At 46.2% G+C, this 9,998-nt stretch carries 9 protein-coding genes; 5 read left to right on the top strand and 4 right to left on the bottom strand.

Going from position 1 to position 9,998, the window contains the following annotated elements; translation table 11 throughout:
* Positions 1-292: Mu transposase domain-containing protein (locus tag ASN18_RS17670; protein ID WP_085053857.1), on the top strand; the 292-nt coding region annotated here is incomplete at its 5' end.
* A gap of 124 nt (positions 293-416) precedes the next feature.
* Positions 417-545, top strand: coding sequence for a hypothetical protein (locus tag ASN18_RS17845; protein ID WP_306689150.1), 129 nt, complete (start codon positions 417-419; stop codon positions 543-545).
* Between the two features lie 42 nt (positions 546-587).
* Here ASN18_RS17845 and ASN18_RS16340 read toward each other — a convergent pair whose 3' ends face one another.
* The 4 genes from ASN18_RS16340 to ASN18_RS16325 form a co-directional block, all read right to left on the bottom strand.
* Positions 588-1,100: an OmpH/Skp family outer membrane protein gene (locus tag ASN18_RS16340; protein WP_085053856.1), complete on the bottom strand. Its 513-nt coding sequence runs from the start codon at positions 1,098-1,100 to the stop codon at positions 588-590.
* Positions 1,097-3,268, bottom strand: coding sequence for a FecR family protein (locus ASN18_RS16335; protein WP_085053855.1), 2,172 nt, complete (start codon positions 3,266-3,268; stop codon positions 1,097-1,099). The genes ASN18_RS16340 and ASN18_RS16335 overlap by 4 nt, the downstream gene beginning before the upstream one ends.
* Before the next feature lie 33 nt (positions 3,269-3,301).
* Positions 3,302-4,795: a surface lipoprotein assembly modifier gene (locus ASN18_RS16330; RefSeq protein WP_085053854.1), complete on the bottom strand. Its 1,494-nt coding sequence runs from the start codon at positions 4,793-4,795 to the stop codon at positions 3,302-3,304.
* 126 nt (positions 4,796-4,921) lie between these two features.
* The gene (locus ASN18_RS16325; protein WP_236861838.1) at positions 4,922-6,082 is read right to left on the bottom strand and encodes a carboxylate--amine ligase; all 1,161 of its coding nucleotides are present in this window, start codon (positions 6,080-6,082) and stop codon (positions 4,922-4,924) included.
* 213 nt (positions 6,083-6,295) lie between these two features.
* On the opposite strand from ASN18_RS16325, the gene ASN18_RS16315 reads away from it, so the two are divergent.
* The 3 genes from ASN18_RS16315 to ASN18_RS16305 form a co-directional block, all read left to right on the top strand.
* Positions 6,296-7,795, top strand: a complete 1,500-nt coding sequence (locus tag ASN18_RS16315) for a two-CW domain-containing protein (protein WP_085053851.1) — start codon at positions 6,296-6,298, stop codon at positions 7,793-7,795.
* 143 nt (positions 7,796-7,938) lie between these two features.
* Positions 7,939-9,129 (top strand): sensor histidine kinase, encoded by a 1,191-nt coding sequence (locus ASN18_RS16310; RefSeq protein ID WP_085053850.1) that lies wholly within the window; start codon positions 7,939-7,941, stop codon positions 9,127-9,129.
* 90 nt (positions 9,130-9,219) lie between these two features.
* On the top strand, positions 9,220-9,998 hold a 779-nt coding region (locus ASN18_RS16305; protein WP_157073065.1), incomplete at its 3' end, for a hypothetical protein.

Raw genomic sequence — 9,998 nt, 5'->3', positions numbered from 1 at the left:
GATGGTACTACTTTCTTTCATGGATTGCCCCTCTCTCTGGTACATTTTTCATGACCGCTTTTGGTACATTTTATCATGGCCGGCGACAGCAGCCAATGTTAGGGGATGGCCCTATGACACATCTGAGAATGTAACCAGAAAAGTCTACAAGGACTGCCAAGTAGCCTTTGACGGCAACCGCTATGTGATACCACATAAATACGTTGGCAAGAAGGTGCTTTTGAAGGTTAACAACGGAATGATTCGCATCTTTCATAATGAAGAACTTTTAGTGACTTATCTTATTCCATAAGGTAAGGGACAGATGATGTCATATCCCTGGATTTATGAAGCCCTGCCCCAGTGTTTTCAACCCTCGCCGCGCACCCCGTGCATTCCAAGCGATAAAGTCGGGATAAACAACTGGAGGAATTAAAATGGAATTAAAGTGTTTTGTTTGCGGCACGACCGACAAGAACAGGGTCTTCTTTGAGTGTTACTACGAGGGTGAGAAAAAAGTAACCTGCGTTCGCTGTCTGCCTAGCTTAATCCACGGTCAGCACTGACAACATGGAGGGGGCGGCGACCAAATGCCGCCCTCATGCCTGTTACTTCTTCTTATTATATATCTCAATGATTTTACTGGTGATGTCCACTGAGCTTTTGTAGTAGGCTACAACACCCCTCTCAAGAATGACCGCATAGTCCTCTTTTTTGTTTAACTCTACCAGTATCTCGCTTATATCCTTATAAATCTGTGCCTTTAACCACCTGTCCATCTGCATTACCTCGGCGTCGAGGTCTTCTCTCTGGTGCTTTGCGGTACGGACTTTTTGTGTGAACTCTAAGTCTGCTGCCATTGCCTCTTCGGGCTTGAGTCCGCCTTTGTCAATTTTCTCCTTGAGTTGTTTTAAGTCCTCTTCTGTTTGTAACAATGGTTTTCTCTTCAACTCAAGAGTGCTTTGGTAGCGCTGCTTGTATGTACTTACAGCGGCGGCCTCGTTCATTATACGCTGTATGTCAAATACGCCGACTTTTAACGGTTCAGCCTGCAGCGGCACTGTGCCCAGAAGCATAACACACAACGTAAATATCAGCCTCATGCTTGAGTTAAATCTCATCTGATAATCCCGATGCCGTTACCGGAGATTATCCCACCGTTAAATAACCCGCCAGCCCATCCGTTCATTATAACTGTGCCGCTCCATGAGCTGCCTGTCAGGTTTCCGCCTGAGAGGGCGCCGGTTGTAAATGACGGCCCGATTGTGCCGTTCCACTTGCCGCCGCTCCACATGCCGAAATTAAAATATATGCTTATTCCGTTTTTTGTAAAATCAGAAAGATATATCTGATTCGATGTAGACAGGAGGGACGTGGCCGTCAGGTTTGTCCCTAAGCTGTATGTTCCGGTTATGTTTCCAATTGCAAAGATAGACGGTTTAGACCCTGAAGACGGCGCGAAGAACACGACATTGTTCATGTTTAAGTTGACATAGTCTGCACCGCTTATCAGCGAACCAGAGAGATTCGTGCGCCCTATCTCTACAGACGGGATGTTCAGATATGTCAGAGAAGTGACAGGTGTTGTCTTTGAACAGCCTGCTGCACCGGTCTCATCACCACAGGCAAGATATAGATACTGCGAGGCCGCCATGTACTTATAAATATCTGTCAACTGCAATATCCCGTTAGTGTAATACCCCATTGCAGTGCCGACTGAGATGACCGGGACATTCCCTACTGCCGCTGTACCGTAGCTCGTTCCATACACAAGGCCGTTGCTGTTCCACGATGTTATGCTGAAATATTTATCATTACTGTAGTCAATCCTGCTGCCCGGGCTGGTGATGTTGTTAAACCCATAATAATACGCGTCATAGCCATATATCCCGTGGTTTGGATCAATCGGAACCGCCACAATCTGCCCCGAGGCACTCCATACGGCGTTGCCGTAAATACTGCTAGTCACAGGATAGAACAAGCTGCCGTCTGACTGGGAGTAGGTTACGACGTACCCTTGCGTATTGTCAAACGAATTCGTATATTTACCCACTATAGTCCCAATTGTGCCGACACTAGTGGACACACCTCCGGCGACTGCGTTCATGTTTATATAAGAGTTCGCCGAAGAACTCCCGACAGAAAATGCCCAAAGAGGAAACCCATCCGGCGGGGTTGCTAAACCTGCTGCGGTGAAACTAAACGGCGTATTCGCCCCTGAGTATGTGCCTGATGTTATACTGCCAGTAATTGTTCCGCTTTTGCTGAAACTGTTTGAATAGCCAAGATATGCCGCAAATTCAGAAGCTGTAATCGTCCCGCCAAAATCATATGTCTTTGCAGGTGTTGGTGTTGGGACTGGAGCCGGTGCTGGCGTTGGAGCTGGTGTTGGGGCTGTTGTTGGGGCCGGTGTCGCCGGAGACGTAAGCGGCGATGTATCGTACTGTGTAACAGGCGGCTGGTAAACATTTGTGTCAGGTGATATGATATTCGATGATGTGATCACGTTTTTAACTGTGCTGTCTGCCACCAGAGTTTGAGCTGCTTCTCTGACTGGCGCTGCTGCGCTTACGGGTGCTGTTGTACCTGGCGTGACTGAACTTTTCGTATCGGACTGTCCGGTATCTTTTTTGCCGGGGTCGGTTGCCTTTTCGTTCCTTTGAGTTTCTGTGTTAGAGATAGGTCTTTGCTGCCCTGGTGGGGCGCTTTGTGGTATTACTACCATGTTACCGGCGGTTATATCGGTTGATTTGTCCGGGAAGCGCAGATTATACACATAAAAGACGCCTTCACGGATTGCGACAATAGTGTCACCTGATGCAGGCTCAAACATTATATCACCATCAGAGCCTCGAACGCCTGCTACTACATTAGGCGTATGAACCTCGAAACGATTTGCCGCAGGTGCATCTGCAATGCGCTTTGCAATGTCTTTATCAACAACCGCGCGCACATGTCCACGAGGGAGTTTTACCGTGCTTTTGCTTTGAGTGTTGTCTGAGATATATTCGCTGATGTCTATGCGTGTGCTTTGGGCAAGCCTCAGCACGTTGCCGTCTTTGAATGATATTTCAAGTTTTGACGCGGCCTTTGTCCTGATTGTGTCCTTCTCAAAGACAGGGTCGTTCAACTGCAGGGGTTTAGCTGGGAGGTTCCCGCCCCTTAAGATGTCAGCCTTGCCCTCTACAAATGTTACCTTGCCAATTTCTGCCTCGGCGTATACCACCGTTGATATTAAAAGCACTGACAGTACGAGTGCTATGTATATGCTTAGCCTTTTTCTTATCATAAAACCATCCCTCCTGATTAATTATTAATTACCCTAAAACTTAAACTCTACACCAGTTGTATACATGTTGCGGTCGTATTTATAGAGATATATATTTGAATACGCCGTCGTATGTGAATATTGCACGCTCACGTCCATGAACTTTGTCGCTTGCCAGACGATGCCTGCTGTGCCCGTGTAGGTATCATCTCTTCTTTTATACCCGAACACGGTGTGGTTGTATTTATATTTCTGAAAAAACGCCTCAAAGTTTAAAATGCCATACAGGTCATCAATGATTGGGAGTGTGGCCCCGGCAGTCAACTTGTTACCCATGTTGGCCCAGTTCTGCCCTTCGGTCAGGTCTTGGGAGTACTCATATCTGAAGTTCAGCATCCCCTTGCCCTGTGATAATATATAGATATAACCTGCGCCGGTCAGGTATCTGCTGCCTGTCCTGTCTTCGTCCGGGTCTGATATTGTGCCAAGCATGCCTCTTCTTTCATAGCCTGCGAATGCCTGAGCGATATGGCCTTTCTCAAACATCCAGTTTACTGTGGGTTTTACGGACAACAGCCCCATATAGTTCTTTCCTTTGAGAAGGGCATAGTTGTAAGTCACGGGCAAATATACGGCGCCGTCCTTGAAATTATATCCAGGGTTTGCCGTAAGTGACTGGATAAACAGGTTGTGACTTTCATTATGGAAGTAGTAGTTGCTTATAAGATTGTACTGCATGTTGAGAAACCACTGGCTGCTGCCCAGGTTTGGCTGGTAGTCTATTCTAAAGGTATTTAGTATGGCGCTGTCTCTTTGTCCTGAAATATCTACGCCGGGGATTCCATCTTCAGGTTTTAAAAGGACATTGTCGTCGTATCTGTAGGCTATGCCGACAGTAAAGCGCCATTCCTTATTCGATGCGATATTGTCCTCGACGGCCTTTTGGTATTCTCTTGCGAATGAGGCCATATCAGACGACGGGTCGGCCTCTATGACTGCCTCAAGCGCTGTTTTTGCATCGGTAAACTTCCGTTCCTTGTTGTATGCAGCCGCAAGCTGGTAGTTCACCGTCTGAGTCAATGACGGGTCAAGCTCCTTTGCCTTGTTAAGCGCCTCGATAGCGCCTGAGTTGTCGTCTTCCTTTAACAAGACAAGCCCCTTGAGGAAGGCTACGGCGGCGGGTCTGACCTTTGCGGCCTCTGCCTTTGCTATCCAGTCTTTAGCATCGCTCAGTTTACCCTGGCTGTAGCAAACCTCTATCAGCTCTGTGTATGCCTCTTCAACCGGCGGTACTATGTTTATGGCCTCGGTAAAACTCTCCTCAGCCCCCTTTATATCTCCGGTTTTCTTAAGGGCAACTCCTAAGTAGTACGCAATAGCAGACGAGCCTGGTTGAGAGAGCTTTGCCTTTTTGAAAAATATTATAGCCTCCTCAAAATTCTCTTCCTTCAGCGCTGCTATGCCCTCGTCTAGTTTAGTCTCTGCCGCCATTAATATGCTGGCACTAAACAAAAATAACGCCACAATTATTACTGTAGTTTTTTTCATCTTGACCTCTCTGCTTAAGATTATGCTCTTATGATTCCGCCATACCCCATCCGCCGATACATCTATATTAAACACTTACAGGCAAATAAAGTCAAATGCTTTCTTCCTAAAATGTGACAGTGCGTGCTATCTTCGCAGAAATATGTCCTGCATCTCTTTGTCATAGAGGAGCGTTATTACAGATGACAACCGCCCTATTACCGGCAGAGGATCTTTTAAGGACAACAGGTCGTCCTTTATTTTCGTATCAAAAAAACCCGGCTTCATGTGAAACCTGTTTGGATTCGTAATGAAGTGCATTATATCACCGGGGATAATCCACCTGCACATCACACCGGTCTTGTAATCGTTTACAGGGTCTATGTCGCCGTCCATTGCCAGTTTATACAATAAATAGGGGAAATCAACCCCTGCATTGATCGCAAGCTGTAACGAGCCCCAAAAGCGGGGGTTTATCTCCAGGAGCTTAGGCGTACCGTCTCTGGGGTCTACCCTGAACTCTACATGGGCAACACCCGTCCATTTAAAATATCTCAACAGCGACTCGGCAATGTACCTGACGTCGTCTCTCTTTATGCTTGCCCTCAGTGTGCTTGGCCCGCCTCTGACCGGATATTCCCTTAACCGTTTATAGACAAACGACGCCCTTACATCTGAGTCATTATTAAGGAGCAGGCACACACCCATGGCGTCCCCTCCGTCAGGAATAAACTCCTGCACTATGGGGAATTCGTACTGCTTGTGTACCCTCTCATATAGCTTTACGAAGTCTTCCTTTCTGTTGACATACTTAATCCCCCTTGCCCCTGAACTCATCTGCGGCTTTATGACAACAGGATAGGGCAGCTCTGCCGTAAGTGCTTCCAACTGGTTTAAGTCGTCAATAATATATGTCTTTGGGATGTCAAAGCCCTTTTCACGGGCATATCTCATCAAAAATGCCTTGTTGTGGAGCCTGAGTGCCAGGTCAACACCAGCAAACGGGATGCGGCAATACTTTGAAAGCCGCTCTATCTGCGACGTTACCAACGTCTGTGTCGTAAACTCCATCGGCATCAGCACATCATAGTGGTTTTTCTTGAGTTCGCCCTCAAGCCAATCTAAAAACTTGGCCGGCCTCTCCTTTGGCGATGGGTAAATTAACCGCTTGCTGCAATAATTCGAGAACAAGGCCGTTGCAAAGCGCGTCCATTCCCCTACGGCTACGTGAAAGCCCCTCAGACCCAGCGCCCTAACAGCGGCAAGCGTCTTATTCCATAATCCATCGAGAATCAGCACTCTAGGCACAGACATCACCCCCCCAACCTTGCTGACAGCCGCCTTTAATCGTAAGTATCTGTATTAACATCATACAGTATAATACAGAACCGGCTGGTTTTACAATCATGTAAAGAAATGACGCTATGTTGAGCTTGCCTTTGCCCCTGCTACTAATGAAAGTGGACGTTTCTGCCGATAACATGTTATGCTCTTAACAGAGGTGACGAAAGGAATTACTGAATGCTGGATTTAGCAGTAAAGATCAAGGCACTTTCGGGTGAAATTCGTCAGCGGTACGATTTTGTAAAAAATAAGGAATCGACAAAAGTTGCCCTGATACTACCTTTTATTAACAGCCTCGGCTACAATGTGTTTGACCCGTCTGAGGTTGTCCCCGATTATTCTGTGTCTGTTGACCACAGCGAAGGCATCGCAATTGACTATGCGCTCCTGCGCGGAGGAAAACCGGAAATAATTATCGAGTGTAAGCACTGGGGTATGAATCTCGATGTGGAGACTAACTCTATTCATGAGGCGTTTCTTCAGACGCAGGCCAAAATAGCCGTATTAACCAATGGTATCAATTACCGCTTTTATATGAATATAGACAAGGCAAGCCAGCTAGATAAAAGCCCGTTTTTTGAGTTCAGCATCCTGGAGATATCAGACTCGGCAATAGAGACGCTGGATAAGTTTGTTAAGCAAAATTTTAACATCGACGCCATCACTGCAACGGCAAAGGCACTGAAAAAAGAAAAGGCAAAGGTTATTGCCCTAAATAACTTAATCAAAAGAAGAAAGGTAAACAAGAAGGAACTATTTATATTTCTTCGGGAAGATATAGCCGCACCCGTCTCATGGAGTTTGCTTGAGTACTACAGGGGGGTTACGGTTGCAAGCGGGTACTATAGCTTGAGGAGCCTCGAGCTGGTGCTGTTTACGCGGCGGTGCGACCTGTTAATTATTGATGAGTGCCACTTTGAGGACATAGACGCCTTTTGTGAGTTTATGTATCACATTCAATACTCAAACGTGTCGTTTAAGGTGTTGGCCGTAATGAGTTCTAAAACCGACATAGAGCAGGTGCGCCAGCTCCTTTCACAGTGTGATATTGTTATAGATATAATCATCAGGCCGTTCACGATAAAGCGTCTCTACTCATACATAGAAACCACCTTCGGCTTGAAAAAGGCATTAGACCTGGGGATCAAGAACCTTACACCTGACTTAATAAGAAGCGGTCTGGTAGCAGCCGAAAATGTATATATACCGGGCAAGGACGAACACCTGGTCGAGTGCGGTGTTGTGATAGACGACACGCATGTCAGGGAACTGATAAAGCACAACATAACAAAGATCAAGGTTCACAAGGACATCTATAAATTTATCAACTGCTGGGAGTTTACAAAATGTAAGGATTTTGAGCAGTGCCCCTCGTTTGTAAACGTCGATGCAGATGGTTTTCTGGACGGCGTCAACGCTGGACGTGCCTGTATGTACATAAACGCCACACTTGACATCTGCGGCGGAGGCAGAAAATATAAATCGTGGGAAGAGAAAATAAAAGTCCTGTGTCAGGACTGCGAATTCTACAAGATGATACTGACATGCAACGACGGTAAAATCCCGCCGTCTATCAAGCTGATGGCCCATATGGATAAAAACATATTCAAGAGAAAAAATATGGAATCTGCAAGGAACAGTTACGCAAAGAAAACGCAAAATAAAACAAAAACATAACGCGCCCCACTTGAGCTGCCCCCATGAGCGCTTTGGTTGGCCTGTTGCCTATTGAATAGCACGTTGATTTGTCAAAACAAAATTCAGCTTTACAATAAACATAGTATATGGTACAATAGTGCGCTTATAAAGGAGGGCAGGGAGTGGAAAAACAGACTATTTTGATAGTTGACGACGAGCATGATATTCTGGATGCGCTGTCTGATACATTTATGGGCGATTATGAAGTGTATAAGGCATCCAGCGCTGCAGAGGCAATGGATATACTTAAAAAAACCACCATAGACCTTGTCCTTACCGACCAGCGTATGCCCGGTATGACTGGAAGCGAGTTACTAGCCAATATAGAAAGTGAATACCCCCATATGGGGAAGATTCTTTTGACCGGCTACAGCGACATCACCGCAACTGTCGACGCCATAAATAAAGGCAGGGTTGATAAGTATCTGACAAAACCCTGGGACAACGACAAGATACGCCGCATAGTCATGGATGTCCTGCAGGTGCGTATGCAGCGTATGATGAACGACAACAAGACCGTCGAGACACAGCTTGTCCAAAGCGCAAAGATGGCCTCAATCGGTGAATTGGCCGCTGGTATCGCACATGAAATAAATAATCCGGTTGGGTTTATACATTCCAACATGGGCAACCTGCGTAAGTTTTTCCTCAAGATAAGCGACCTGATAGCGGTTTACGACGGCTTAGACCTGCCGCCCGCTGCTGTTGAGACAATACAAAAGGTAAAGACTGACATTAACTATGATTACCTGAAGACCAGAATAAACGAAATGATAGAAAGATCAATAGTAGGCACCGAGCGTATCCAGAAGATAATCATGGACCTTCGCTCCTTCTCCCGCCGCGACACAGGGGAGGCTGCCGAGGCCGATTTAAACGAAGCCATAGATACCACATCAAGATTTCTGACATTCGAGTACAAGGAACGTATTAATATTAACAGGGATTTCGGTACACTGCCAAAGGTGATTTGCAACGTCGGGAAATTAAATCAGGTGTTTCTGAACATCCTTGCCAATGCCTGCCAAGCTATCGAGGGCAACGGCGAAGTAACAATAAAGACTCGCAGCGAAGGCGACAAAGTCAGGATTGAGATAAGCGATACCGGAGCAGGTATTCCGAAAGATAAGATTGATAAGATATTTGAGACATTTTTTACCACAAAGCCGATTGGAAAGGGCACGGGGCTTGGATTGTCCATAAGTCTGACTATCATAAAACAGCACAAAGGTACTATAAGTGTCGATAGCGAACCCGGCAAGGGTACTACATTTACAATCGTATTGCCGGTTGACAGCCGCGAACCGCAATGATAAATAAACAGAGTCTAAATGCGTAGTAACTATTCGTTCCCGCTGGTAATTTTTGTAGGTGTTATTTAAGTGGAAGGGGGAATATGAGCAATGAGCAGTGAACTATACCTTGATCTAGTGAGTAAGACTATTATTTCGATGTTGTCAAAAGAGATAGCTGCAGATGTTGGCACACAAGTAGGTATGCGCGTCAATGATCTGTTAAATAATACCCTTGCCGGTCTTATATCTGAACAAGTTAAAAACCAGACAGACAAGCTAGGGCACACCATTGTGGAACTTGAAGGTACACTGAAGCCGCAAATCGGCGAACTCGGCTCACGTATTACGGCAATCTCGGAACAAATCGTAGAGAAATTGGGTTTGTCCGGCGAAATAGAGTCCGTCAGGACGGCTCTGACCAGTTCTATGGACAATCTCTCCAGGCAGATGACGAATATAACAGACTCCACCAATGACCTGGTAAAAAAGTCCAACCTCGATCCCCTGAGGCAAGCGGTAGACGAGCTTGGGACGAAGACAGAAGCAACCGTTAAGACATTAAATGCAATGAGCATGGACATCTCTGCCATGAACGAGGCTCGTCAAGGCAATCTTGGTACGCTGATAGAGGGTGTTTCCTCAAAGATAGAGGCGTCGTTTACTGGTTTGGACAAAAGAATGGCAGCTATTGTCGAGACCACTGCAAAACTCGCCGGAGAGACTAATCTTGATATACTAAAACAGGTAGTTGACGGCATTGGAAAGCAGGCAGAACAGGCCGCGGCGGCCTCTGGCGCTATTAAGAATGATTTAGCTGCCATAAATGATATGCTTCAAAAGAATCTTGGTACGCAGATAGAGGGTGTTTCCTCAAAGATAGACGCGTC

The sequence above is a fragment of the Candidatus Magnetominusculus xianensis genome (assembly GCA_001541255.1).
Classification (GTDB): Bacteria; Nitrospirota; Thermodesulfovibrionia; order Thermodesulfovibrionales; family Magnetobacteriaceae; genus Magnetominusculus; species Magnetominusculus xianensis.
The sequence above is the reverse complement of the archived record's forward strand: the minus strand, read 5'-3'. Positions and strand labels throughout refer to the sequence as shown.